This is a genomic window from Bacillota bacterium, from assembly GCA_012839765.1.
Classification (GTDB): Bacteria; Bacillota; Limnochordia; order DUMW01; family DUMW01; genus DUMW01.
In genome coordinates this window covers 35,941-60,053 of record DUMW01000027.1, presented here as the reverse complement: position 1 = coordinate 60,053, position 24,113 = coordinate 35,941, and the positions used below count along the sequence as shown (strand labels likewise).

Sequence of the window (24,113 nt, the reverse complement as noted above, 5' to 3'; positions counted from 1 at the left end):
GTATCTAGACTGCATTTTGTGTTCACAACAGCAGATCCATCATTATGTCTTTTTCCGAGTTAAGAAGGCTCCAACAACTGCCCCAATCAATGCAAAGGGAGCTATTCGGACGAATAACCACTCAAGAATGTGGAATCCCACTCCAAGAACTGCGGTTTCGGGGTCGCTATAGTCCCAGGCCAAGTAAGGACTATCGGCCACTATCAAAACCACAAAAGCAATTAATGTAGCTGCACATAGTGAAATACAAAGCCAATGAAGAATTTTACGCCTAGCCCCCCTAATTTGAGCAAGCTGCGTGTTTATGACCTCAAGTTTTTCGGATATCACCTTTAAGTCATCCACCTTGGGAGGGTCTATAGTCTCTCCAAGCAAAGTGCTTACAGGTGTTTCAAGTACTTCCGATAGGGACATCAACATCTCGGCATCAGGAACTGACAAGCCTTTTTCCCATTTAGAGACTGTCTGCCGAACTACATTTAGCTTGATGGCAAGCTCTTCCTGGGTAAGTCCTTTTGCTTTTCTGATCGCCTTGATGTTTTCATTTAGCATTAGCAAAAACCTCCTTTCATTTTGTAACTATCTTAGTCTCCCGTCAGCCGTTGCCACAAGCAACGCGGACTAACATTCCATTGAAACCAATCCACCTTGCGAAACTTCCAAAAGGTCAGCACTACACATTCCAAATCATAGAACGAAATATGGTATGTCTCTTGTTATATACAAGATTCACAATCTTTCCCAAGTATTATCAAACAAGTACATTTAGTATAGTTAAAATCTCATAGTGCCCCCTTGATGACCCTCGATGTGAGAGTCATCTTGACCTATACAGAAACACGATTTATCTACCTACGTTCTGGTCGTCCAATTTAGAAGACTTGGACTTTGACCTCAGCGTATAAGCTGTATATACTTGAGGGCCATACGCTCCTAGTTTGTTAGTGATCCAGTATGGTTGCCCGTATCTGTCATCCTCGTATTCTCTATTCTTACGCATAGACAATGATCTGACTCTTTTGTGGGATGAAGAGTATGACCGTCTCGGTGTAAAGGGGCCGCTGATGGGCCTAAAGACCGGTGGAACCAAATCCCCCATCTTGACGTGCTGTATCACTTAATGAATCCGTAGTCTCCACCTTGACCCGATGGACTGGGGCTACCACCAGTTGGGCGATCTTCATTCCCTTAGTAACACTAAAGGGTTCCTTGCCGCAATTGAACAACAATACTTTGATCTCACCCCGGTACCCCTGGTCAATGGTCCCCGGGCTATTTAGCACGGTAATCTGATGTTTCAAAGCCAAACCACTCCGCGGCCTCACTTGTCCCTCTGTATTCGGGGGCAGTTCAATGCTGATGCCCGTTCCTACCGCTGCAACTTCTCCTGGAGCGATAACGGTTTCGTCGACGGAAAAAAGATCCAATCCCGCATCGCCCTCATGGGCGTATTCGGGAAGTTTTGCCTCGGGTGAGAGCAATTTGACCTTCAACGTTGGGTTCATCGTTGCAAATCAGTCCCTTTCCCTTTGTGCTTGGTTCCTGTATTTGTATTGAATCAATCGCAAGAGCAATAGAGCTAAGACAATTCCGATGCCATCTATAGCCACGTCGACCACGGTGCCAGATCTTCCTACTTGAAAGGACTGGATGAACTCGTCGATGCTGGCTACGGCAAGGCTCAGAAGAAGGGCGGACAAAAAAGGCCGCCTCCTCAACCCTCTTGTGCCCACACTGGCGTAGTAGCAACAAAGGGCCAGCACCGCGTAGCCTGTGACGTGGATCGTCTTTCGGGTCCAGAATACCAGCAAGTATTTCTGGTGCACTGTCAGGTGGGGAACATATCTTTCTAACAGTGCGAACATAAAGGACGCATGGAATTGCTGATTTTCTGATGCAATGACCACAAGGACTATGAAGCCAAGGACACCCAGCCACCCGACAACTGTGCGGATCCTCTCCATCACCTTTGGACCTTTCTACGACCACAAGTCGTAACAGACCAGCTCATCTAGAGACTTACGTCGTTTAGGCCTCTGTTCGGGCGATTTGGGATACCCGAGGGGCATTAGGGCAACCACTTTATACTCCGCTGGAATGTTCAACAGCTCCTTCGTTTGTGCTTGATCAAAATGGCCAATCCAACAGGTACCCAGTCCCAGGGCGGCTGCGGCTAAACTGAGGTGGTCCAAGGCGATAGCTGTATCCACTGCATAGGCCGGTACCTGACAACGCATCACCCGCTCCGGCTCCAATGCCACAGCTACAATCACCACCGGTGCTTCCCCTACAAAGCGCTGTCCACCGGCGATGTCGGTGAGTTTTTCTCGGGTTGCCTTGTCTTGGACTACGATCAGCTTCCATGGTTGGCGATTGTTGGCCGAAGGTGCCAATCTCGCGGCCTCTAGGACTTTCTGTAGCTTATCCTTCTCAATCGGTTGCTGGGAAAAGCCACGGACACTCTGCCGTTTTGTGGCAAGACTCAGGAAATCCATAATGTACCTCCTCCTGTGGGATCCGGCCAATTCCAGGAATCGGGTGGTCACACTATACTATACCATAGGGGCGAGATTTCATTCAATGAATAGGCCCGTGTGGAATAGGGTCTTATCTGCCTTTTTTGACCAGTTCTGAGAAAGGCCCGGTATTGCACCGGGCCTTGTCTAGCAACTACTTTATGCCGAAGATTTCTTCTTTCAAATCCAGGTAGTACAGGTAGTTCTCCTCGGTAACGTCAGGCGGACAGCGATGATCACAGAAGGGAATGTATCCTCCCCGCTCCACCAAGGGGATCAATGATTCCATGTACTTCTTGATCGCTTCCTTGCCTTTGATCAGTTGAATCTTGTCAAAGCCCCCCATGATCCGCAATTCCTTGCCATACTCGTCCAAAAGTTCCTTAGGATGACTGCAGCTGTTTACTTCATAGGGGAAAAGACAGTTGATACCAGATTCCAGGAAATAGGGTAACAGAGGTCTTACATCTCCATCACAATCCACATACCAAATATCAATCCCATATTTTTTAAGCTTCCGGTTAATCCTCTTGTAGCGAGGGACTACAACGTTCTTGAAGAAGTCTAGGGTGACCAGGGGACCGTGATTGAAGCATATGTCTTCCCATCCCGCGGCGTAATCAAAGTCGAAATGGGGCAAGACCTGGTCGAGAAAGTCTTCCACAAGGACGCAGGCGGTCTCCACCATATCTTCGACCATGTCCGGGTAGTCATAGCACGCATAGGCCAGTCCTTCCACCGTCAGCATGTCCCGGATTTTTCCGATCATAGAGCCGCACCATACCCCTAAAGGATAGTCTCGATCCTCCGGGTGCTTTTTCTTCAAAGCCTCGATATCTACTTTCCTTCGGGGATCATCCCGGCGAAATCGCTCGACCTTTACCCTTTTCCAGTCCGCCGGGGTTTGGATGGAAGAACCGATACATCGAGGAATTGTGGAATGGCCCGTTTTCGGCACTTCCACCAATAGCCCATCGGGATTGATCTCGATCTTGGTGGTGGGCGTTTCTTTGACGATTTCGGTCTTGAAGTATGGGGATAACCAAACATTGCCCCCAATTAGCTCAAACCGATCAAAGTTGAAGAAACGATCCGCCTCCGCGTTGTTGCGGATATTGCTCTTCTTGAAGATTTCCCATGTCTCGAAGTTTTCGTTCCAGTACCCAAACTCCATATTGAAAGTACGATCGAAGGGTTGATAGTGCATCTGCCGGTTGAAACGCTCGCGATCTGTCATAGTACCCTTCCACTTTTCGCGACAGGGTGTGATGGACATAAAGAGCCTCCTTTGGTTAGTCTGGGCAAAATAGCATGATCATGTTATGATTATACTACGTTGCAGAATGGGTATCATTAGGATAAGTTGCTAAAAAATCGACAGATCTTGCTGGGGGTTGCAGATGGTGACAGCCCTAGGTTGGGATAGTAGGTCTTGGTCTATTCATCACACGCCTGCGGGAATGGCCCGTTCTCTCTTCTATTACGTGCAATCTGGCGGACATTTGTGGGCCACTGAACGGTATCGCACTGAACGTCAGGATTTGAACAGTATGTTGCTGGTTTACACTCTGAATGGAAAGGGCTACTTGGAATACCGGGAGAAGTCCTATACCCTGACCCCGGGTATGGGATTCTTGATTAACTGTATGAATTACCAACTGTATTATACTGACCCACAGGATCTTTGGGAGATTACCTGGATTCACTTTAATGGCAGTGAAAGTGCGGGCTATGTGGAGCGGCTCTATGAGATCCAAGGGCCGGTGTTTCATGTACCGGCAACCAGTTCAATTCTCGCAAACATGAAGGACATCCATACCATGATGAAGCAGAAGGATCCGCGTCTCGACGTTCAAGCCTCTTGTCTTATTGTGCAGATTCTTACGGAGCTCTTGCTGAGAAGCTATGAGGGAAGCGGTAACAATACCCTCCCCTCTCCGGTCGACAGGGTGATCCGGCAGATCGAGGAAAGATACGATCGTCCCCTTAATCTTGATGCATTAGCTCAGAGTGTGGGGATGAGTAAGTATCACCTATCTCGTATCTTCAAGAAGCATACGGGGTTCAGTCCCTATGAATACTTGCTGAACGAACGTCTTACCCAGGGAAAAACCCTTTTACAGAACACTAGACTATCGGTGGAGGAAATCGCCCAGCGGGTGGGCTTCAACAGCGCAAGTCATTTCATCAGGATGTTCCGGAAATACGAAGGCCTTACCCCCTTACAGTTTCGCAAGCGGTCGATGTAGTATTACGTGTTGGACTCGATTCGCTTGGTATAAGGACTATTGATGAGAAAATGCCTTGCCGTAACCGGAAGAAGTTACCGAACGTTATCCTAAAAGAAGCGATGTCGCGGGTCTGTTCTGGCAGTTTCGGTGCGGGAAGATTGCAAGAAGAAATGATCCCACTGAGAGAATCTTTTAGGATGCGGTTTCCCACGTCTTGGCAGGAAGTGTTCCTCTTGATGCCCTCAATAAAGCCTGAAATCAAGTCGGTTTCAGCACGCCAAGCTACGAGAGACAGCCTTGCAACCCAGACCAGAGAAAAAAGCACTGTGGATTCAGATATTGGTATTTCCGGGAATTCAGTCAGTTCTAGATCCTATATGAAAGTGTACGCGTTCCTTACTCCCGATTAATATAGAAAAGGGTGATACTGGTGTACTATCCAGTATCACCCAATCCGACTCTGCAACGTCAGGTCGATTACCTAACCGTCGTATCTCCCTGTACGCCCCGTGATTACGGTTCCGGTTTAGATTCCGTTTCAGATTCCGTTTGAAGTACGCCGTTCACGAAAGTAACCTCAGTATCATCTCCATCGCCCAAGGTAAGTGTATACCCCCCTTCTGGTGTATCTTTCTTGTAGGTTCCACTGGGGACTGTTTGCAGGATCTGTTCAACATTGGTCAGATAACCCTGAAGGGGAACTTTTAGCTCGTTAATATTATTCTCTTGCGTTTGAACGTCGGGATACTTTCCTGTTTCAATCTTATACATCTCCAAAGCCAGCACAATGGCCCTTCCATTGCTCTCTAGTTCTGCCCTGCGGGCCCTTTTCTGGAGACCAGTGAAACTAGGGATGGCAATGGCGGCGAGGATTCCCAACACTACAATAACGATTAACAATTCTGCAATGGTAAATCCTTCTTCATTTTTCTTTCTAAATAATTTAAACATAGATTATTCCCCCCTCGAATAGATTACGGTATTAACGGCAGAGGCTAAGAGTTGTGCTTCCCTCCCTTCGTCATCGTTCTCCACAAAAAAAACAAACCGGCCGATACCTCGGCCGGTTTCACTACTAGCTCACCCTGATCCAAAGTGACCACATACAATCAGGGTTCATCGCTTCCGAAGTTACATACAGTAACATGACATTCAGTTATTAACATGAGATATTCTACCACATACCATTAGATATACACAAGACCTATTCTCACCTTTTTGTCTATTCTTGACAAGAACCAAGGGGTAGACTACACTACAGAGAAAGGCGCTTCCTAATTGCTACACGACCTCGGGATGTTTTCTGTGACTTACTCACTCCACTATGCCACGACCACATCAACCATTAGGAACAGCCTAACATTTCTACTTAGTCCGTGCATAGAGATGAGTCTGTACGGTTTTAGGCGATGCGCGGGTTAGAAAGGGATAGACCATTGGGAACTAAAGTGACTTTCTGGAAGTTGTTGCGCTTTTTCCTCCCTTTGGGGGCCACACCATTTCTGATCGCTTCAACCCATTCCATCGTAGATGGCGCTTTGGCTCGTTTGCCCAATCCAGAGGTTAACATTGCCGTCTTTGGTATCGTCAAGTCGATGGTGAATGTTATCAAGGCACCGGAACTGATGTCTACCCAGGTCTTCTTAGCCTTTGTGGACGATCAGAAAAGCTATCGACTTGTTCGCAGGTTTAACTGGCAGGTCATCTCTGTTGTCTTTTTCCTGCTGAGCCTTTTGGGCTATACACCCCTGGGGGGGCTTGTGCTGCAATATGTGTTTAAGATCGACGATCCTGATCAGTTGGATCTTGCCTATCGGGCCCTGCGGATTGCCGCTTTCCTCCCCTTTGTAGAAACTTTGAGGAATGCCTATCAAGGAATGGCTGTTGGTTTGGTACGGACGGGAATCATGGCCGTTGCCACTGCGATGCGGGTGGTGGTCTTGTTCTTCTTCCTTTCTTGGGTGGTGGCAGGTCAGGTCTTCACTGGCATTGAGGCCGGCAGTATCGCATGGGTCGCCGGCATCGGTTTTGAGCTGTTAATCATTCTTAGTTACTTTGTTTGGTCCTTCGGTTCGCTTTCCCGGGGAGTGACTCACCTTCCCTCCAAGGACCACGGGGAGCTAACCATGGGGATGGTACGGAATTTCTTTATTCCTCTCGGGGTGATGAGCCTTATCGCGGCCTTGATCCCCTCGGTGATCCAGGCGGGGATTGCCAGGTTTTCCTTGGCACCGGCGGAAGACTTGGCTGGTTATGCCGTGGCCTTGAGTCTGATGACTGTCATCGTTGGTCCCGCCCGTTCCCTTCACCAGTGTCTGTTTGTGTATGGTGCCGATGAGGAGGGTGTGGTGCGCCGGTTCTGTTTGCTGGTGGGCCTTGTGCTGACTTTGGTGATGCTTTCTTTGGCCCTCACGCCCCTGGGAAACTGGGTCTTTGGGTCTGTTATTGGTGTATCCCCGACGGTGACCAAGACTGCGCGGGGTGTCCTTGGGGTCTTCGCCCTGTTCCCCATTGCCTGTGCCTGGCGGGAGTTTTGCTGGGGGATTATCATGCAGAATGGTAGTACGGGGATTATCGGTCGGGCGAAGACCGCGAATCTGATCGCGGCCGTGGTGGCATTGCTCACTAGCCTAGTACTTTCGGTTCATCCGGCCATTGCCGGAGCGATCGGCTATACCAGTGGGGAGATCGTGGAGAGTCTTGTGATCTGGCATCATCCCGCAGGCAGTAAAGCCTTGCGCCAGCGGATGACTATCCAGGAAAAGCTGTGACGCGATTCACTACCACTTCTGCATGAACTGGTCCAAGCCGGCCATGAAGTCGTCCACTAAAGGCAAAAGCCCCACCCGCCTCACCCGACAACCGGTTCCTGCCACCAGCGGAGCGATGATATCCTGGACGCGACTGCTGGTGGTGAAAATGTGTTCCGGAATGTATCCCAATTCATCGAGGGTAGCAACGAAGCGTTGCTCGATAAGCGCGTCGTTTTCATGATCCGCGAACAGTTCAAAACCCGCCACTTCACCGGTGTCGGCCTTGAGAACTACGAAGAGTTTGGGGAAAACCGGCCGGCTGCCTCCGTTATTCACGCAACAGGATGTGACCCACCGCAGATCCACATAAAGGCAGGCTTGGGTCCGAAAAGGTAGGCTGCGCACACGTTGAACCAAGGGCGTATCCTTGATCTTAAACGATGGAGCACTACATTCACTGGCCAAAGGCGAGCTTACCCACTCATCGGACCAAAGGATCTCTCCTACTGGGGTAGTTTCCGCCATGCGGACGAAATGGGTTCCATAGATACCATTGTAGGCGAATCGCCAGGGCTTATCTTTATTATGCTCCACAATATCTAGCGTTTGGATCAAGATCTCCGTCAATAGGAGGATCTCTTCGGTATCAGGCAGAATCGGGGGACTTCCTGGAACCAGGCTACGGAACTGGGGCCATGTTTCCCTTTCCTCCGGTTCAAACCCGAGGAGGCGGATTACGTCCGCATCTTCCGGTGTTAGGGTTTCTCGGCTGGAACGGAGGACAATGAGGGCGTTTAGCTTCAGGAAGGTCTGGGTGAATTCAAAGGAGCCCGGGTTACTGTCCAAGAGCATCTGATGCTGGCTTAAGGGCCGTTCTCCCCGATAGGCAAGCAGACCGTAAGTGCTTTCGGCGGCCCCCAGGACACAACAATAGCTGACATCTTTGGTCCGGGGGTCTTGGATCCCGAATAGATGGGTATCGTCGAAGTGTTTCCAAGGCTGTGCGGAAAAGTACTGGTCCGCCGCCTGGTACAAAGCAGACCAGATTTCCCTGGGAATCTCCAAATATTGCTGCATGGGCCTCACCTTTAAGTTTACTCCAGGGAGGATCCTAGACTAGGCTAGGATCCTCTCGATTTCATCCAGCACTTCTGCGGAAAGCTCCACTCCGGAAGCCTTGACGTTTTGCTCTACCTGCTCCGGAGTCCTCGCCCCAACAATGGCGCTGCTGATGATGGGTAGGCGCAGGATCCATGCTAGGGCCAGTTGAATTAACGTAAGCCCTTGTTCTTGGGCCAGAGCCTCAAGCTTTTCCACTTTTTCCAGGTTTTCGTCCGTCAGTAGCCATTCGATGTACTGTTTGGCCCCTTCCTCGCTGGCCCGGGACTGGGGGGGAATGGGTTGCCCCTTCTTGTATTTACCCGTGAGGACCCCTTGGGCCAAGGGAGAGTATACCACTTGTCCGATGCCCTTTTTCGTACATAGTGGCAACAGTTCCGCTTCTATCTTCCGTTGCAGCATGTTATAGCAGGGTTGATTAGAGATGATGGGATCCAAATTGAACTTCTCGGCAAGATAGAGTGCTTCTGTGATCTGGGACGCATTCCATTCACTGACACCCACGTAAAGGACTTTTCCCTGGGTTACCAGGTCATCTAGGGCCCGTAAGGTCTCTTCCATGGGTACATTGGGATCGAAACGGTGGCATTGATATAGGTCAATGTAGTCGGTCTGTAGCCTTTTCAAGGAGGCATGGCATTGTTCCATGATGTGCTTACGGGACAACCCGCGATCGTTTGGCCCATCGCCCATGGGGAAATACACCTTGGTGGCTAGGACATAGGAATCCCTGGGAAAATCCTTCAGTACTCTTCCCAGGACCTCTTCGGCAGCACCGCGATGGTAGACGTTGGCGGTGTCGAAGAAGTTGATCCCCAGGTCATAGGCCTTGATGATACAATCCTTCGCCATAGAATCATCGACATAACCACCATAGGTAAGCCAACTTCCCAAACCGATCTCGCTTACCCTCAAACCACTCTTGCCTACTTTGCGATAACGCATAGGCTCTCCTCCCTGTCCAGCTATGTATTGAGGTTCCCGGGAGAACCTTCTTACCATATTTCGCTACTTGACCTAGATAATCCTTTTTGTGACCTCATCGGTCAATGCACCAGAAAGTTCCCAATCACAGTGGTTCCCGGAGGACTGGTCAGCGCCGTTCTGGGCCGTGACTGGAAGCTGAACGAACGACATCATGATTTGGTCAAACTCTATGGCCAACCTTTGCACCTCGGGATCCTGCGTATTTCCCCCGGACCTTTCCCATGCCTGGTGCAGCTTACGCCGAATCTGTTCCATTTCGCCGGCGTACTGTCTTACCTTGTTCACGACACAACCTCCTGTACAACATTGTTACTCTGCACACAATTGCTATTATAGTCATTCTGACTTCAGGGGACAAGGCCTAAATTTATAGAATAACATCAAAACTTCTACAAAGCGTGATGCGACAAGGGAAAAAGGGCGAATACAGCCCAAAAGAGGGTCCCAGATTTCAAGTCGCTTTTTTCAAGTAAGAAGGAACAAGGAGCAAGGGGTCTGGTACCGGGCTACAAAATCCTTTTGACCGTGAGGTTTCTCATTGGTATGATCTAGAAGGAAACTGGATTTGGTTAAGGCGGGTGTGTTGTGTGATCACTATCGATGATGCGGTGGAGTTATGTGTTTTGGCCGGCGGTCTGTTGTTGGGCAGTAACGCGGAAATCGATCGGACCGAATCCACCATTGGGACCATTGCTAAAGGGGTGGGCATGGTAAAAGCAGAGGTCTTTGCTATTCCCACAGGTTTGGTACTCACCTTAGAAGACCGGGAAGGAAACCGGAGGACCCAGGTCCTACGAGTTTCTACTACTACCAATGACTTAAGCGTGGTTGATGAGGTCAATGGGGTTTCCCGCCGATTGGTGGCCGGTACCCTTGATCCCAAGGAAGCCATTGGGATCTTGCAAAGACTCAGCCAAAGAAAGCCACTGTCCCCCTGGCGGGTTGCCCCCCAGGTAGGACTAGCCTGTGGCAGCATTGCTTATTTGATTGGCGGGTCTTTGCTCGACGGAGGAATTGTTTGGTTGATCAGCTGTACTGCCCATCTGCTCAGTTCCTGGTTAAACCGGATGACACGTTACCGAATCTTAAGTACTGCCGCCGGTGCCGTCTGGGTGACCTTTTGGGTGTTGGCCGCCAGTCGCCTTGTCCAAGGTTTGTCCGTGGACACGGCCATCGTGGGGGCCCTGATGTTGTATGTTCCCGGGATTACCATTACCAATGGAATACGGGATCTTACCGCCGGCAATCTCCTATCGGGGGCGGCACGGGTGCTGGATGCCTTGCTGGTGGCCTTGATCCTGGCCTTCGGTGTGGGGGCAGTTCTCTCCCTGAATGCAAAGGTGGCGATCTTTTGATGTGGGACTATCTCTTTCAGTTATTCCTGGCGGGGATTGTGGCCATTGGTTTTGGGCAGCTTTACCGGGTTCCCGATCGACTGAAAAGATGGGTGGCGGTTCCGGGGGCTTTAGGTTGGCTGGTGGTGCTTTTAGTGCGCCTGTCCAAGGGGAATGACTTGGTGGCCTTCTTCGCTGCTTCCACCGCGATCGGTGTATCTGGGGAACTGATGGCCCGGCGGTTTCGGGCTCCCGCCTCTTTGTTCATCATCCCCGGCATCTTCGTCTTAGTGCCCGGGGCCAATGCTTATTATGCGATGTTGAGCTTTGTGCAAGGAAACTTCGAGCAGGGAATCGTGGAAACGGTTATCACCATTCTCCTGGCTACCAGTATTGCCATTGGCCTGATTGTGGCCAACTCCATTGTGTACTTCCGACGCCGATAAAAAACTTCCCGGCCCAGGGGCCGGGAAGGAGGATTACGCCTTGAACACCAGATCCAGTACTCCATGGAGGGGACGTTCGCTGGTGAGGAAAGTGCAGATCACCTGCTCTGTTTTTTCAAGCTCCAGGACTAGTTCGTTGGTTCCGGCCCGCAGGTCCACTTGGCAGACGTTTTCCTTGGGCGCACGATGATAGGCCGGCATGAAGTCCCTGGTCCCCGTGCTTTCCAGTACTGTGGTGCCGTTCAAGACGGCCTTAAGACCGCCGGTGGTGGCCACTAATAGGTAAACCCGCTGCTCCTTCGGGGAGATGACCTGGGTGATCGCGGTGCAGGGTCCTGGGGGCAAGGTTAAATGGGTACCACTGAAGCCCATGATGGTCTCCTTCCCCTCCCCTTGGCGCACCCGGTAGAACCGTCCCGTTTCAAAGACCACCGGAATGCGTTGTTCACTCCAAACCCGTTGGTTTAGTTCCCGCTTGAAGACGAGGGGCATCCGTAGATAGGCTGGCAATTCCTGGGGGGGCCAGAGGCTGAGCTCCACAGTGGTACTTTCACCGGGGGCCAGCTCCAAACGGTGCTCTGAACACTGCCAACCCTTCTCCACCTCCAGGGTGACGGTACCCACCCAGGGACTGGTGAGGGTGTTTTGTACTTCGAGCGTCAAGGTGCGCTTGGTGCCAGGGAACACCGTGGGTCCTTCGGGTCCCATGTTCACGGTGACCTCCAGGCTCGACAGGGAGCGGCGGTAGGAGGTGACATTCCTTGCCCAAAGCTTTGCCGCCGTTTCGGTGAGATCGTCGGTGGCGGGGTAAATGGCTAGTCCTTCCTCGGAAAGGCCTGCCAAGGCATCCCGCATCAAGAGGACTTTGAGGCCCATGCGGTAGGTGCGTTCGGTAAGTTCCCTCAGGTCCTTTGGGGCCTCGAAACCATGCACCGTGGGGGTAACCTTGATTTCATCCCCCACCGGCTCAATCCATTCCTTGGGCAGACCTGAACGTCCCAAGATGATACCCAGGATAGCCCCCAGGGTGGCTCCGGTGCAGTCGGTATCGTAGCCGCAGTTTACTGCCTTGAGGATGGCATCGCCAAAATCTTTGCCATAGAGCCAGCCCAAGACGGTAAAGGCGATGTTCTGGGGTGCATCGGTGGCGTTATGATGACCGTGCTTTTCCAGGACTATGTTTCTGGCTTCCAGCCAGTCCCGCCCCTCTCTATGGGCTTTGATCACTTCTTGTACTGCCGCATAAACCCGACAAGTCTTGGGGATTACTGACAGTCCAATCTCTAACAATTGATCTCGATCCTTGATGATGAAAGCTGCACTTTCGATGGCGGCAAAGAACATTTCACCATAGAGTCCTTCCCCACCGGCGTGATCTGTTACCGCGTCGCACCAAGCGTAGCCGATGGCCAGGTCCGGCCGACCAGGGGTGACCATGGCCCAGATCTCGGAACGGATGGGTGAACCCATACAGTCGGTGAAGGGGTTGTCAAACCAACCGGACAGAGGTGGCAGCAGGCCCTTGCGGGCGTTGGTCAACCCGTAACCGTACTCGTCGTAATTGAAGAAGACATGGGCAAGCCAGGCCTCCGCCAGATGGGTTTCATCGAGATGGGGTCCGTAAGTTTCCAGGGCATGGAGCCAGACCAGTTGCAGGTCCAAATCGTCATTGGGTAAAGGCCCCTTCTGGGGGAAGAACTCTAGATTCAGCACTTCCTTGCGCCCTTCCATGGGCGCACCTAAAGTTCCCCCAATGTTCTTGCCCAACCAACCGCCATAGATGCTGTCGTAGTATTGCTGTTTGCTCAACTGGACTGCCAATGGGATACCTCCTTCTTATTGTAATGGGTTGACTATGTACCGGAAACAAGCTGTACTAGTATAGTATAGAAAAGCTTGGCGAAAGACCATGGGGCAGATTGACCTAAACTAGTACAATTTTGACCAAGGACATCCCGGGGATTCAGCCCCTGAACACTTCCTCCAGGTGCCACTGGACAAAACCCGGTTCCGGGTAGTAAAGACTCCCCTTTGGGGGACGGAAGCTTTGGTTTTCATACCTACGGACCCACTCTTGATAACCACAGGTGCCGGTGACCGTCGGGGAGACTTTAGTAATGTAGAGATTCTGTCCCGCCACCTTCTTGATCCCCATGGCTCCCCGGTCGAAAAGCTTGTGATGAAGGACGCACAGACACAAAGCGTTATTGACCACATCAGGGCCACCGGCCTGGAACCATTTGATATTGGCGGCTTCTAAAGCGATGGGTCCCTGATCGAGTTTCACATCAAACCCACAGATGACACACTGGTAGTCATAGACTGCCAAGACCCCTTCGCGAAAAGCCGGATCCCGATCGGGCCTTCTCACCCACCGATAGTTCAATCCCACAGTCTTCAGTATATCCCCCTGGGATGTGGGGACATGGGTGTATTGAAGATCTTCCGCGAGGACTTGCACCAGCCCGGGGTCCTCCCTCAGTAGTTGGTAAACCTTCTCGGGAAAGCCACCGGCGATCTGGTATCGAAGACAGACTCGCTAGGGTTGTCCTTTAGGCTTACAACTCCCGAAGGAAAGAAGGTCCACAATCCGTCGGAACACAGATGAACAAAGGGACCCCTTGGCTTGGTCCGGCGCGGTGGACCGAATTCTTCCAGCAGTCTACCCAGATCTGCCTTCACTTCCGCCCAAGGCAACCAGCGCTCGGACAGGCGTCCCGGGGCGTAAAGCAAGAGCAGTGGCTTGTGGGGGGCGCGTTCACCGCGTCTTTGCCATGGTTTGATCCGGGCAAACTTTTCCCCCAATTCTTCCCGTGTCATCGCTTTCACCGTGCAATCCCCATCGTGTTACTCTCCCTTTTCGCTGGAACCTTTGCCATTTCCTGCCCCGTTCTTCCGGAAGGGATCTTTTGACCCGCTATTGACCTTGATGTTACGTCAAGGTGTACAATGTTCCCGAAGGGAGGCACGAGGTTGGAATACACGGTGCAAAGCTTGGCGGACCTGGCCGGGGTAAGCCCCCGCACCATTAGGTATTACGATCAGATTGGACTACTGCCGCCCGCGGAGGTTAACGCTTCCGGTTACCGCATCTATCGACAGGAGCAGGTGGAATTGTTACAGCAGATCCCCTTCTACCGGGAATTGGGGGTAAGCTTGGAAGAGATCAAGGCTATTCTCCACTCCCCCGACTTCGACCCGGTGGTGGCCCTGAAACGCCATCGGCAACAGTTGCTGGAAAAGCGGGACCGGTTGGATCTTCTAATCCGCAATGTGGAAAAGACCATTGCGGCAGCGGAAAGGAGAATTACCATGAGCAATGAAGAAAGATTTGCGGCCTTCAAACGGCAGATGGTGGAAGAAAACGAGCGGAAATACGGTAAAGAGGCCCGGGAGAAGTACGGTGATGAAGCGGTGGACGAGGGGAATCGTCGACTGCTGGGCCTGAGTGCAGAGGAGTATCGGCAGTGGGAGGAAACGGGCCAGCAGCTGATGGAGACCCTGAAGGCAGCCTTTGCCACTGGGGATCCCGGCGGAGAGCTGGGCCAGAAAGCCGCAGAATTGCACCGGCAATGGTTGTCCTTCTGCTGGCCCGCCTACAACAAGGAGGCCCATCGGGGTCTGGCATGCATGTATGTGGAAGACGAGCGTTTCCGGCAGTACTATGATAAGGAGCAGCCGGGTCTTGCGGAATTCTTACGGGATGCCATCCTCATCTATACCGGGAATAAGGAACAGGATTAGGTGTTAGTGCCCCGGGGTCCGGGGCACTACGATTATCTAGGCGGAATCTACGTGAACAGGGAGTTTTGCTACGGTTTCCACGACGTGGGGGTCTAATCCCCCTCCGGCGGCGTTTTCTCTGAGGATGGCGATGACTTCTTCCTGGGGAAGGGGGTCTTTGTAGGGACGTTTTTCGCTGAGGGCCGCGTAGACGTCGGCTACGGCTAATACCCGGGAGCCTAGGGAGAGGTTTTCCCCTGGGATCTGGAAGGGGTAGCCTCGGCCGTCCATGCGTTCATGGTGGAAGGCCGCCCATTCCTTTACCATCTCCAGTCCAGGAATCCCGTTCAACAGTTGGTAGGTGAAATAGGGGTGCACTGTGACATGGTTCCGTTCTTCGTAGGTGAGCTTTCCTTCCTTTTCTAGGATGCTATTGGGTACCGCCAGTTTACCCAGATCGTGTAGGAGTCCGGCCAATTCCAACATATTGCATTCCCTTTGGGACAAACCGAATTCTTGGCCGAGACGTCTGGCTGTACTCGCCACCAGGAAGGAATGACGGCTGGTAAAGGGAGAGCGCAGGTCGATCATTTTGGCGAAAAGCCGACCCAGGACAAAGGGATCGACGAACTTGTCCGCAATGAGATAGGAATAATCCATGGCTCGCTCCCAGACGTAATCGGTGGTGAGATCTAGCCAGAAGGACGGCAAGTCCGTGAGGCGATCAAAGGCCGCTACGATCCGGGGATCGAATTGGATGCCAGCGTTTTCCCGGACCCATCCGAGGCTTTCCTCCACCTGGCCCGGTTCCAGCAGGCCGTCCCCGGCCGCCACCACGATCCGATCCGCCAGATGGATGATGTTGGCCAGGAAAGCTTCTTCTGTCTCTGGCATGGCGAAAACAGGATGATGATGGTATCCCACAATCGAGGCTAGGTTTTCGAATTCCGGCAGGCTCTGGAGCAATTCCTTTCCCCGCCGGCTGTGGAGCTCCACTTTGTCCTGGGGGACTTCCAAGGCCATCAGCTCTGCCCGCTCCTGGTCGCTTAGCACTCCCACATCGTGCAGGATCGCCGCCATAAACAGCCTCTTCAGTGTTGTGTTGTCCAGGTTCAGTTCTTCGCCGATCCGCAGACTGGCAAACAAAACCCGGATCGCGTGCATGCGGAAGTATTCATCGGCGATATCCAGCGCCCCAGTCACCGCAAAGAGTAACTGTTTCACCGGAATCTCATTGAAGACGAAAGGCATGACCTTTAGTACTCCTCTACTTTGATGATGTATAGAATCCAATCGGATTCCGGGACCGCCAACATCTACTCAAGGAAAGGTGTTCCTAAAGTTGGAACACCTTTCCTTGGAGCAACCCTCTACAGCTGGGGTTTATCGATGGTGACTAATTTGCTGTTGTTCCGGATGGACTCTGCACCGGCTACCCCTGTGGCCACGGCCATCCGGGCGGCGATGGGATCGGCAATCTCACTCTTCCCTGTAAAGACTAGATCCAGGAAGTCTTCCGCGATCAAGGGATCGGCACCGCCGTGGCCTCCCTCGGTGGGAGGTTTCACATCATAGGTACGGTGAGCGTATTCCCGCCAGGTGTTGGAACGCCGGGTCAACACCGTGATCTTGCTCTCCCCATTGACGTTTTCCAAACGTCCTTCGGTTCCGATAAAGGTATAGTTCCGCCAGATGTCCGGGGCGAAATGGCACTGCAGGTAGCAAGCTCGCACGCCGTTGTCCAGGTTCATGAGGATCATGTTGGTATCTTCCACATCGATTTCTTTCCTAAAGACACACATTTGTCGACGGGCCGGCTCCGCACGGGATTGCACTTCGGTACAGGTCTTATTCTCCGGACAGGTGGGACAACGGAGATCGTTGTCTTTGTCGCCACCGTAGTAGTCCAAGCCACCGGTACCCACCACCGAAGATGTGAAACCGCCAGCTAGCCAGTGGATGACGTCGATGTCGTGGGCCCCCTTTTGGAGCAGGAGACTGGTCACATTTTCCCTAGTGCCATGCCAGTCATGGAAGTAGAAACGGGCACCATAGCCGATGAAATGCCGGCACCAGACCATCTTCAGTTCACCGATGACTCCTGCATCAATGATCTCTTTCATGGTCCGGACAAAGCGCATGTACCGCATGTTATGTCCGATCATCAAGTGCTTGCCCGACTCCTTCCAGGCCTGCAACATCCGGTCGCAGCCTTCGGTGGTAATGGCCATGGGTTTTTCGCAGAAAACGTGTTTGCCGGCCTTGAGCGCGGCGATGGCCTGCTCTTCGTGGAAATTGTCCGGGGAGAAAATGGCCACTGCATCGATGTCCTGTTCCAATAATTCATAGAAGTCTGTGGTGGTGAAGGCATCGGGGTTTACCGTCGCTTTAAACTGCTCCAAAAACTCCGGTGATGGGTCCATTCCCGCCACCACTACGGAACGTTTCTGGTTTTCATTGTGCCATAGACGTGCCATTGTTCCGCGGCCCGATACACCCACAATTCCGATGCGCAGTCGCTCCATAGATCCTGTCCACCCCTTCATTGAAATTGATCGTTGTTTTCCGGGACTTTGTTAACAACCTTTACAATGCCCGAAGAAACACTTTTCAACCTTAGTATAGATTCTGGAAGGGGCAGGATGATCCCTGCCCCATTTCAAGGTGTCGACGGATTTTCTTTCCCTCTGGCCGCCAGGATGTCCTCTAGCTCTTGGGCCGTAAGCTGATACCTATTGCCGCAGAAATGGCACACCAGCTCCGCCCCCTGATCTTCGGTGATCATTTGCCGCAGTTCCTCTTCCTGAACGACCTGTAGGGCGGTGGCGAATCGTTCCCGTGAGCAATTGCACTTGTAGGCTACCGGCTCCTCACTGATGATCTCCGGTTCTAGATCCGCCGCCAACAGATGAATGATGGCTTCTGGGGTCTTTCCGTTTTCGATGAGGCGGCTGATGGGAGGTAGTTGTTGGGCCCGCTTTTCCAGTTGATCGATAACCCACTCCTCCGCTCCGGGCAGTACTTGGAGAATCAAGCCCCCCGCAGCCCGGACGGAATTGTCGGGGTTCACCAAGACCCCCAGGGAGACAACGGAAGGAATCTGTTCTGAACGGGCAAAGTAGTAGGCCAAGTCGTCCGCGATCTCACCACTCACCAAGGTCACACCACCTTGGTAGGGGGTCTTTAGCCCCGTCTGGCGGATGACGTACAGGTGCCCCTTCCCCACCGCTTGTCCCACCGCCAGTTTCCCCTGGGGGTTCAAGGGCAGATGGACGTGGGGATTGGTGACAAAGCCCCTCACTTCCAAGCTGGGACTACTTTCGGCCACGATCCGGCCCAAGGGCCCGTCGCCGATAATCTGCAAAAGCACCCGTTCATCGGCTTTGCACATGGCTCCCAGCAAAGCCGCCGCCGTAAGAGAGCGACCGAAGGCCGCGGTGGCAGTGGGATAGGTGCCGTGGATGGTTCTTCCCGTTTCCACTGTCTCCGTGGTTCTTGCCACCAAGATCCTCGCTTGCTTGTTGGCGATCATAGCTCGAATGAGTTTATCACTCACAGATAATCAACTCCCAGATGATTATACTACAAAAACTCCCAAAGAGTTTACGACGATGAACCGCATCACCCTTTGGTGTCCTGCGGCATGTCGCCAGGCCAAAGCAGTATTGGCTTTAGGTGTATTGTACCACGGGGCGGACCGATTGGATACACCCGGCGATCTTGGGGATAAGTTCCTGGGAGGTATCCTGTGGTCTAGTGAATGGTCTGTGCTTTGTCTTCCGGGTTGTGGGCAGTGGATATCCGAAACGAAGGAAATCAAGTATTTTCACGTTAAGGGGGGCTGAGGTTACAGATCCTTGCGGTGTGGGTATGGCCTTTTGAGCCTATGGCAGGGATCTGTAACCTTGACGTGTCCGAAGAAGGGCCAGGATCCACAGTGTGCGGGGGTCGTCTTAGATTCTTCGCTTCGTGGCCTTGGCCAAGTGATGGGATAAAGATGCCAACCCAACGGCAAGATCCTCGTTACGCACATGGACGCCAGGTGGCACTTCCAAGACCACCGGTGCGAAGTTCCAAAGGGCTCGCACCCCGCCTAGGATGGCTTGGTCGGCCACGGCCTGTGCGTGTTCGGCAGGTACGGTAATCACCGCCATTGGGATGGCCATCCTTCTAATTAATTCCGGCATCTTCGCCACATTGAGGATGGGCTTGTTCCCTACCTTTTGTCCGATCTTGAAGGGATCGTTGTCAAAAAGGGCGACGATGCGCAGACCATAACGGTCAAATCCCGGATAAAGGCTGATGGCCTGCCCGAGGCGACCGGCACCAATGACGATCGCCTCATTTACCTTGTTCAGTCCCAACAATTCTTCGATGCTGTAGATGAGGTCATCGATGAAGTAGCCTTTCCCCGGGCGGCCACTGATCTTCACATACTGCAGATCTTTGCGTACTTGGAATTCGTCGACCCCGGTTTCATGTCCCAATGCCCCCGAGGAGATGAAGGCGGTGCCCCTTTCCTTCTCTCGGTACAGCACGCGCAGGTACCGGGGCAGTCTCTCTAAAGTTGGCTTCGGTATGGAAACGAGCTGAGCGATCGGGGTCGACCTCCCTTACTGTTTTTCTGTCGTTAGTTCCACAATCTGCTTGATTAGCTCCGGTACCTTCTCCGGGGTGACGTTGCCAATCAGGGTATCGTTGATTCTTACCATCGGGCCACCGCTGCATTGTTCAAAGCAGAAGGTGCCCTTCAAGTTAACCTTTTCTTCACACCCAGCCGTCTGGATCTCCTTGGAGATCTGCTGCAGGATGTCGTAGGAACCCCGCAGGTAGCAGCAGGTTCCGATACAGACTTCCACATCGGTCTGGGCCCCTTCCTCCAGGGTGATTCCCAGCCCTGCTAAGCGCCGCCGGGGCTTGTATTCGGTGTGCAGAGCCTGATGGGCCACTGTGCTGCCGGGCTTCTCCAGCCACTCGTTGTACAAGTTCATCAAGCTGGGGTTCTGCTGGGACTTGCGCAGTTGGGTCATCTTTTCGGCATTTACCAAGCCCTTGGTCCGCTGCTTACGCCGGTCACCGTTAAAGCTTTGGGGTTGGCCGGCACCGTTGACACAACCGCCGGGGCAAGCCATCACTTCGATGATGTCCAGATCCAGTTCATCTAGTTTATCAACTAGTTCCCGGGCATTGGCCAAGCCGCTGACCACCCCCAGTTTCAGGGTTTGATCGCCTAGCTGGGCCGTCAAGACGGTGATGCCCTCGGGACTGATGTGCTTTACCACCTCTACCTCACCGTTGTTGATGTTGGCCCCCAGTTTTTCTGCGGCATAGCGGAGCACTGCTTCGCTGACGCCACCGCTGACACCAAAGATGATTCCCGCTCCGGTGGCAAAGCCGAAGGGGCTGTCAAAGGGCTCCACATCCAGGGATGGGAAGTCGATGCCTGCGTTTTTCAACATGGCCACCACTTCCTGGGTGGTGAGCACCAGGTCCACATCGGCCACGCCGTTGGTGGTGAACTCAGGCCGCTTGGCCTCGAACTTCTTGGCGGTACAGGGCATGATGGATACCAGGAAAATGTCCTCTGGCTTTACGCCCAGTTTCTCGGAGTAATACCGCTTCACTACCGAACCGAACATCTGCTGGGGCGACCGGCAGGAAGATAGGTGCGGCAACAGGTTCGGATAGTACTGCTCCGCAAACTTCACCCAGGCCGGGCAGCAGGAGGTAAACAGGGGCAAGTTGTTGCTGCCGGTGGTGACCCGCTCCAAAAATTCCTCGGTCTCCTCTAGCACCGTCAGGTCTGCGGTGACGCTGGTGTCGAAGACCTTGCTGAAGCCCAGGTATTTCAAGGCCGCCACCAGTTTGCCGATGTTGTTCTCCCCCGAGGGCAGCCCAAAGGCTTCGCCGATGGCCACCCGTACCGCGGGGGCGATCTGGGCAATTACGGTTTTGCCCGCATTGATCTGTTCAAAGACCTTGTCATATTCATGTTTGATGGTCAGGGCCGCCGTGGGGCACACCGCCGCGCACTGGCCGCAACTGACACAGTCCACTTCCGCCATGTTCTTGCCGAAGGCGGGGGTGACCACCACATCGGAACCGCGGTTGGCAAAGCCGAGGACGCCGATGCCCTGGATCTCTTCGCACATGCGCACACAGTCGCCGCACAGGATGCACTTGTTGGGATCCCGCACTACACTGGGGCTGCTGGCGTCGATGGGCAGGTGTTTGTCCCGGTGTCCGAAGCGGATCTCATCTACCCCGAGCCGGTGGGAGAGATCCTGCAGGTGGCAATCGCCGCTCTTCTTACAGGTGGTGCATTCCCGATCGTGGTTGGCCAAGATCAGCTCCAAAGCCAGTTTGCGGATCTTTTGGAGTCTTGCGGTGTGGGTGCGTACCACCATACCGTCGCTAGGCGGTGTGGAGCAGGAAGCCACCACGCCCATTCCGCCGATTTCCACTACACACATGCGGCATCCGCCGTAGACACTCAAATCGGAATGATAGCAAAAGGTCGGCAGGTCGATGCCTGCGTTCCGGATAACCTCCAACAGGTTCTTCTCATCGGTAAAGGTTATTTCTCGGTTATTCAGGGTCAGTTTACCCACTTAAGCCACCTCCTCAATTGCGCCGAAGGGACAAGCCGCTACACAGCTGCCGCACTTCAGGCAGGCCTCTTGATCAATGACGAAGGGTTCCTTGACCTTGCCACTGATACAATTGGCAGGACAAATCCGGGCACACTTGCTGCAACCGCGGCATTTCTCCGGATCAATGACAAACCGTTTCAGGGACTGACAGACTCCAGCGGGACACCGTTTGTCCACAACGTGGGCCAGATATTCGTCCCTGAAGTACTGGAGGGTGGTGAGTACCGGGTTGGGCGCTGTCTTACCCAGGCCGCATAGGGATCCGTCCTTCACCGCTTCCCCAATTTCCACCAAAAGATCGAGGTCCGCCAGTTCACCCTGGCCCGCAACGATTTTATCCAGGATCTCCAGCATCCGCTTGGTACCTTCGCGACACAAAACACACTTACCACAGGATTCGTTTTGGGCGAACTTCATGAAGAAGCGTGCTACTTCCACCATACAGGTGCCTTCGTCCATGATGACCAGTCCGCCGGAACCAACCATGGCACCATATTCCTTCAAGGAGTCAAAGTCCAAGGGTACGTCCAGATGCTCTTTGGTGAGGCATCCACCCGAAGGACCACCGATCTGGACCGCCTTGAAGTCCTTGCCGGACCGCAGGCCGCCACCGATCTTGTAGACGATGTCGCCGAGCTTAGTGCCCATGGGCACTTCGATCAGTCCCGTGTTGGCCACTTCACCGGTAATGGCGAAGGTCTTGGTGCCAGGGCTCGTCTTCGTCCCCACCGCCCGGAAGGCTTCGGCGCCTTTTAACAGGATCAAGGGCACGTTGGCAAAGGTCTCCACGTTGTTGATCACCGTGGGCTTGCCAAACAATCCACTGGTGGCAGGATAGGGAGGTTTGGGCCGTGGCATTCCCCGACCGCCTTCGATGGAGGCCAACAGGGCCGTCTCCTCACCGCACACGAAGGCGCCGGCGCCTTTGCTGATATGCAAGCGGAAGGAAAAGTCGCTGTTGAGAATATTGTCGCCTAAAAGACCGTGTTCTTCCGCATCCGCGATGGCTTGCTGCAACCTTTGGATGGCCAAGGGATACTCGGCCCGGACGTAGATATATCCCTCGTCGGCGCCTACGGCATAGGCGGCGATGATCATGCCTTCGATTAACTTGTGGGGGTCACCTTCCATGACCGACCGGTCCATGAAAGCGCCGGGGTCCCCTTCGTCTCCGTTACAGACAACGTATTTTTTATCGCCCTGGGCCTGCCGGGTAAACAGCCACTTTCGCCCCGTGGGGAAACCGCCGCCTCCCCTGCCCCGCAGTCCCGAATCGATTACCACCTGGCAAACCTCTTCCGGGGTGTATTCGGTAATGACCTTGGCCAGGGCGAAGTACCCATCATTGGCCACATATTCTTCCAGGTTGGTGGGATCCACGTGGCCGCAGTTGGCTAGCACTTGCCTGTTCTGCTGGCTGTAGAAGGGGATCTCCTCACCTTTGATATAGGTTTGGTTGGTCTGGGGGTGGTGATACTGGTTCTTCTCCGGGGGCAGCCCGTCTTCAATGATGCAGGACTGGACGATAGCCGGCACATCCTCGGGGGCTACCTTCACCAGCAACATATCCCCAGGGTTGATGTATACCAAGGGCCCCATCTGACAGAATCCGTGACAACCGGTCTTGGAGACCCGTACACCTTCGGAGCCTTCGGTGAGCATTTCCAGGTCCACCAAAAGGCCGTGCTTCTTGATTTCCTCTTCGAAGGCCTTGATGACCTTCAAAGATCCGTTGACCACACAACCGGTACCTGCGCAGACGGAGATGCGCTTCCGTTCCCGTTTGGTGGTATTGATAAACTGTTCTTTAATCTTGCGCAGATCCGCGACAGATTTAATCATCAAGGGTTACCTCCCCACTCTTCAATTTCTCCAGCAACTCCTTGGTTTTCTCCGGTGTCATCTCTCCAAAGACCTTGTCGTTGATGAGCATCACCGGGGCCAGACCACAGGCGCCAAGACACGAAACCGTCTCCAGGGTAAAGAGCAGGTCATCACTGGTGGGTTTCTCTTCGGAAATCCCCAGGGTCTTTTGGATGGTCTCGATCAGCGGATTGGACCCCCGCACGTGACAGGCGGTACCATCACACACCTGGATGACGTATTTTCCCTTGGGCACGGTGGAAAACTGGGCGTAGAAGGTGGTCACACCGTACACCTTTGCCGGTGAGATGTTCAGCGCCGTTGCCACATAGGCGAGAACCTCTTCGGGCAAGTATCTGTATTCCTCCTGGATCTCCTGGAGGATGGCGATCAAGGCTTCAGGTCTTTTGCCGTGGGCTTCAATGATCGCGTTCACCTTGGCAAAACTGCGGATTTCCTCCGAAGTGGTTTGTTTGGCTGCCACGAAC

At 53.2% G+C, this 24,113-nt stretch carries 25 protein-coding genes and 1 riboswitch; of the genes, 6 read left to right on the top strand and 19 right to left on the bottom strand.

The genetic code is table 11. The features are described from left to right. Positions 1–42: 42 nt before the first annotated feature. The 5 genes from GXX57_02715 to GXX57_02695 all read right to left on the bottom strand — a co-directional run bounded on the left by GXX57_02715 (position 43) and on the right by GXX57_02695 (position 3,753). Entirely contained in the window at positions 43–552 is a 510-nt protein-coding gene (locus GXX57_02715; GenBank protein HHV43569.1) for a helix-turn-helix transcriptional regulator, read from the bottom strand. A 518-nt stretch (positions 553–1,070) separates the two neighbouring features. After that, the gene (dut, locus tag GXX57_02710) at positions 1,071–1,505 is read right to left on the bottom strand and encodes a dUTP diphosphatase (protein ID HHV43568.1); all 435 of its coding nucleotides are present in this window, start codon (positions 1,503–1,505) and stop codon (positions 1,071–1,073) included. 9 nt (positions 1,506–1,514) lie between these two features. Further along, positions 1,515–1,865: a VanZ family protein gene (gene vanZ, locus GXX57_02705; protein HHV43567.1), complete on the bottom strand. Its 351-nt coding sequence runs from the start codon at positions 1,863–1,865 to the stop codon at positions 1,515–1,517. Positions 1,866–1,979: 114 nt separating this feature from the next. Beyond that, positions 1,980–2,495: a nitroreductase gene (locus tag GXX57_02700; protein HHV43566.1), complete on the bottom strand. Its 516-nt coding sequence runs from the start codon at positions 2,493–2,495 to the stop codon at positions 1,980–1,982. A gap of 175 nt (positions 2,496–2,670) precedes the next feature. Then, entirely contained in the window at positions 2,671–3,753 is a 1,083-nt protein-coding gene (locus tag GXX57_02695) for a hypothetical protein (protein ID HHV43565.1), read from the bottom strand. 163 nt (positions 3,754–3,916) lie between these two features. On the opposite strand from GXX57_02695, the gene GXX57_02690 reads away from it, so the two are divergent. After that, complete coding sequence (locus GXX57_02690; GenBank protein HHV43564.1) at positions 3,917–4,765, top strand: AraC family transcriptional regulator; 849 nt, start codon at positions 3,917–3,919, stop codon at positions 4,763–4,765. A gap of 495 nt (positions 4,766–5,260) precedes the next feature. Here the strand turns inward: GXX57_02690 and GXX57_02685 are convergent, their stop codons facing one another. Beyond that, positions 5,261–5,698: a prepilin-type N-terminal cleavage/methylation domain-containing protein gene (locus GXX57_02685; protein ID HHV43563.1), complete on the bottom strand. Its 438-nt coding sequence runs from the start codon at positions 5,696–5,698 to the stop codon at positions 5,261–5,263. A gap of 101 nt (positions 5,699–5,799) precedes the next feature. Beyond that, positions 5,800–5,883: riboswitch (cyclic di-GMP riboswitch) on the bottom strand. A gap of 273 nt (positions 5,884–6,156) precedes the next feature. On the opposite strand from GXX57_02685, the gene GXX57_02680 reads away from it, so the two are divergent. Then, positions 6,157–7,518: a hypothetical protein gene (locus tag GXX57_02680; GenBank protein ID HHV43562.1), complete on the top strand. Its 1,362-nt coding sequence runs from the start codon at positions 6,157–6,159 to the stop codon at positions 7,516–7,518. A gap of 9 nt (positions 7,519–7,527) precedes the next feature. Here the strand turns inward: GXX57_02680 and GXX57_02675 are convergent, their stop codons facing one another. From GXX57_02675 to GXX57_02665, 3 genes are all read right to left on the bottom strand, one after another. Further along, complete coding sequence (locus GXX57_02675) at positions 7,528–8,577, bottom strand: hypothetical protein (GenBank protein HHV43561.1); 1,050 nt, start codon at positions 8,575–8,577, stop codon at positions 7,528–7,530. Between the two features lie 39 nt (positions 8,578–8,616). Further along, positions 8,617–9,564 carry an aldo/keto reductase gene (locus GXX57_02670; protein ID HHV43560.1) on the bottom strand — a complete coding sequence of 316 codons (948 nt, stop codon included), beginning with the start codon at positions 9,562–9,564 and terminating at the stop codon, positions 8,617–8,619. 72 nt (positions 9,565–9,636) lie between these two features. Beyond that, the gene (locus GXX57_02665; GenBank protein ID HHV43559.1) at positions 9,637–9,891 is read right to left on the bottom strand and encodes a hypothetical protein; all 255 of its coding nucleotides are present in this window, start codon (positions 9,889–9,891) and stop codon (positions 9,637–9,639) included. A 302-nt stretch (positions 9,892–10,193) separates the two neighbouring features. Here GXX57_02665 and GXX57_02660 point away from each other — a divergent pair, with 302 nt between their 5' ends. Together GXX57_02660 and GXX57_02655 are read left to right on the top strand one after the other, a co-directional pair. Next, positions 10,194–10,961, top strand: a complete 768-nt coding sequence (locus GXX57_02660) for a threonine/serine exporter family protein (protein ID HHV43558.1) — start codon at positions 10,194–10,196, stop codon at positions 10,959–10,961. Then, positions 10,961–11,386, top strand: coding sequence for a threonine/serine exporter (locus tag GXX57_02655; protein ID HHV43557.1), 426 nt, complete (start codon positions 10,961–10,963; stop codon positions 11,384–11,386). Before GXX57_02660 ends, GXX57_02655 begins: the two co-directional genes overlap by 1 nt. 33 nt (positions 11,387–11,419) lie before the next feature. On the opposite strand, the gene GXX57_02650 is transcribed toward GXX57_02655, so the two are convergent. The 3 genes from GXX57_02650 to GXX57_02640 all read right to left on the bottom strand — a co-directional run bounded on the left by GXX57_02650 (position 11,420) and on the right by GXX57_02640 (position 14,215). Further along, complete coding sequence (locus GXX57_02650) at positions 11,420–13,207, bottom strand: ADP-ribosylglycohydrolase family protein (protein ID HHV43556.1); 1,788 nt, start codon at positions 13,205–13,207, stop codon at positions 11,420–11,422. Positions 13,208–13,349: 142 nt separating this feature from the next. Next, complete coding sequence (locus GXX57_02645) at positions 13,350–13,847, bottom strand: hypothetical protein (GenBank protein HHV43555.1); 498 nt, start codon at positions 13,845–13,847, stop codon at positions 13,350–13,352. A 17-nt stretch (positions 13,848–13,864) separates the two neighbouring features. Next, positions 13,865–14,215, bottom strand: coding sequence for a hypothetical protein (locus GXX57_02640; protein HHV43554.1), 351 nt, complete (start codon positions 14,213–14,215; stop codon positions 13,865–13,867). Between the two features lie 144 nt (positions 14,216–14,359). Here GXX57_02640 and GXX57_02635 point away from each other — a divergent pair, with 144 nt between their 5' ends. Continuing rightward, a complete protein-coding gene (locus GXX57_02635; GenBank protein HHV43553.1) occupies positions 14,360–15,130 on the top strand; it encodes a MerR family transcriptional regulator in 771 nt (256 codons plus the stop codon). A 36-nt stretch (positions 15,131–15,166) separates the two neighbouring features. On the opposite strand, the gene GXX57_02630 is transcribed toward GXX57_02635, so the two are convergent. From GXX57_02630 to hslO, 3 genes are all read right to left on the bottom strand, one after another. Beyond that, the gene (locus tag GXX57_02630) at positions 15,167–16,360 is read right to left on the bottom strand and encodes an HD domain-containing protein (GenBank protein ID HHV43552.1); all 1,194 of its coding nucleotides are present in this window, start codon (positions 16,358–16,360) and stop codon (positions 15,167–15,169) included. A gap of 119 nt (positions 16,361–16,479) precedes the next feature. Beyond that, positions 16,480–17,634, bottom strand: coding sequence for a Gfo/Idh/MocA family oxidoreductase (locus tag GXX57_02625; protein ID HHV43551.1), 1,155 nt, complete (start codon positions 17,632–17,634; stop codon positions 16,480–16,482). Positions 17,635–17,768: 134 nt separating this feature from the next. Continuing rightward, positions 17,769–18,665 carry an Hsp33 family molecular chaperone HslO gene (gene hslO / locus GXX57_02620; GenBank protein HHV43550.1) on the bottom strand — a complete coding sequence of 299 codons (897 nt, stop codon included), beginning with the start codon at positions 18,663–18,665 and terminating at the stop codon, positions 17,769–17,771. Between the two features lie 55 nt (positions 18,666–18,720). Here hslO and GXX57_02615 point away from each other — a divergent pair, with 55 nt between their 5' ends. After that, positions 18,721–18,954, top strand: a complete 234-nt coding sequence (locus GXX57_02615) for a hypothetical protein (protein ID HHV43549.1) — start codon at positions 18,721–18,723, stop codon at positions 18,952–18,954. Between the two features lie 108 nt (positions 18,955–19,062). Here the strand turns inward: GXX57_02615 and GXX57_02610 are convergent, their stop codons facing one another. From GXX57_02610 to nuoE, 4 genes are read right to left on the bottom strand one after another with little or no spacing between them, the layout of a single operon-like run. After that, positions 19,063–19,707, bottom strand: a complete 645-nt coding sequence (locus GXX57_02610; protein HHV43548.1) for a redox-sensing transcriptional repressor Rex — start codon at positions 19,705–19,707, stop codon at positions 19,063–19,065. Positions 19,708–19,722: 15 nt separating this feature from the next. Then, on the bottom strand, positions 19,723–21,720 hold the full coding sequence (locus GXX57_02605; GenBank protein ID HHV43547.1) for a 2Fe-2S iron-sulfur cluster binding domain-containing protein: 1,998 nt from the start codon (positions 21,718–21,720) through the stop codon (positions 19,723–19,725). Beyond that, a complete protein-coding gene (locus GXX57_02600) occupies positions 21,721–23,604 on the bottom strand; it encodes an NADH-quinone oxidoreductase subunit NuoF (GenBank protein ID HHV43546.1) in 1,884 nt (627 codons plus the stop codon). Next, positions 23,597–24,109 carry an NADH-quinone oxidoreductase subunit NuoE gene (nuoE, locus tag GXX57_02595; protein HHV43545.1) on the bottom strand — a complete coding sequence of 171 codons (513 nt, stop codon included), beginning with the start codon at positions 24,107–24,109 and terminating at the stop codon, positions 23,597–23,599. The genes GXX57_02600 and nuoE overlap by 8 nt, the downstream gene beginning before the upstream one ends. Positions 24,110–24,113: the final 4 nt, after the last annotated feature.

Bases quoted from the DNA above. Each gene is read 5' to 3' on its own strand.
- GXX57_02715 (HHV43569.1), bottom strand. From the start codon at position 552: ATGCTAAATGAAAACATCAAGGCGATCAGAAAAGCAAAAGGACTTACC.
- dut (HHV43568.1), bottom strand. From the start codon at position 1,505: ATGAACCCAACGTTGAAGGTCAAATTGCTCTCACCCGAGGCAAAACTT.
- vanZ (HHV43567.1), bottom strand. From the start codon at position 1,865: ATGTTCGCACTGTTAGAAAGATATGTTCCCCACCTGACAGTGCACCAG.
- GXX57_02700 (HHV43566.1), bottom strand. From the start codon at position 2,495: ATGGATTTCCTGAGTCTTGCCACAAAACGGCAGAGTGTCCGTGGCTTT.
- GXX57_02695 (HHV43565.1), bottom strand. From the start codon at position 3,753: ATGACAGATCGCGAGCGTTTCAACCGGCAGATGCACTATCAACCCTTC.
- GXX57_02690 (HHV43564.1), top strand. From the start codon at position 3,917: ATGGTGACAGCCCTAGGTTGGGATAGTAGGTCTTGGTCTATTCATCAC.
- GXX57_02685 (HHV43563.1), bottom strand. From the start codon at position 5,698: ATGTTTAAATTATTTAGAAAGAAAAATGAAGAAGGATTTACCATTGCA.
- GXX57_02680 (HHV43562.1), top strand. From the start codon at position 6,157: ATGCGCGGGTTAGAAAGGGATAGACCATTGGGAACTAAAGTGACTTTC.
- GXX57_02675 (HHV43561.1), bottom strand. From the start codon at position 8,577: ATGCAGCAATATTTGGAGATTCCCAGGGAAATCTGGTCTGCTTTGTAC.
- GXX57_02670 (HHV43560.1), bottom strand. From the start codon at position 9,564: ATGCGTTATCGCAAAGTAGGCAAGAGTGGTTTGAGGGTAAGCGAGATC.
- GXX57_02655 (HHV43557.1), top strand. From the start codon at position 10,961: ATGTGGGACTATCTCTTTCAGTTATTCCTGGCGGGGATTGTGGCCATT.
- GXX57_02630 (HHV43552.1), bottom strand. From the start codon at position 16,360: ATGCCTTTCGTCTTCAATGAGATTCCGGTGAAACAGTTACTCTTTGCG.
- GXX57_02625 (HHV43551.1), bottom strand. From the start codon at position 17,634: ATGGAGCGACTGCGCATCGGAATTGTGGGTGTATCGGGCCGCGGAACA.
- GXX57_02615 (HHV43549.1), top strand. From the start codon at position 18,721: ATGAACCGCATCACCCTTTGGTGTCCTGCGGCATGTCGCCAGGCCAAA.
- GXX57_02600 (HHV43546.1), bottom strand. From the start codon at position 23,604: ATGATTAAATCTGTCGCGGATCTGCGCAAGATTAAAGAACAGTTTATC.